Here is a 259-nt window from a genome sequence, read left to right on the forward strand (position 1 = left end):
GGGTCGGGCCAGGCGGCCGCGCCGTTGAAGGCGATCGTGGCGGCGGTCAGCAGCCACGCCGTCTGCCGCAGGAGCGGGAAGGGGATGCGGATCCAGGTCAGCAGCAGGTCGAGGGCGAGCAGGACGCAGATGCCCGCGTCGATGCCGATCGGGAAGACGTAGGAGAAGTCCCCGAAGCCCTTCTTGACGGCCAGCTCGCGGACGGCCGCGTAGGAACCGGCGAAGCCGATGCCGGCGATGATCACGGCGCCGGTCACGA

Annotated in this window: 1 protein-coding gene; it reads right to left on the reverse strand. The window is 70.7% G+C overall.

What is annotated here, in order from left to right; all coding sequences use genetic code 11:
* Nucleotides 1-257 (reverse strand): DUF2637 domain-containing protein (locus tag ALMP_RS19205; protein ID WP_264929895.1); only part of this gene is annotated, 257 nt, incomplete at its 3' end.
* Between the last annotated feature and the right edge of the window lie 2 nt (nucleotides 258-259).

It is taken from the genome of Streptomyces sp. A012304 (assembly GCF_026008495.1).
Classification (GTDB): Bacteria; Actinomycetota; Actinomycetes; order Streptomycetales; family Streptomycetaceae; genus Streptomyces.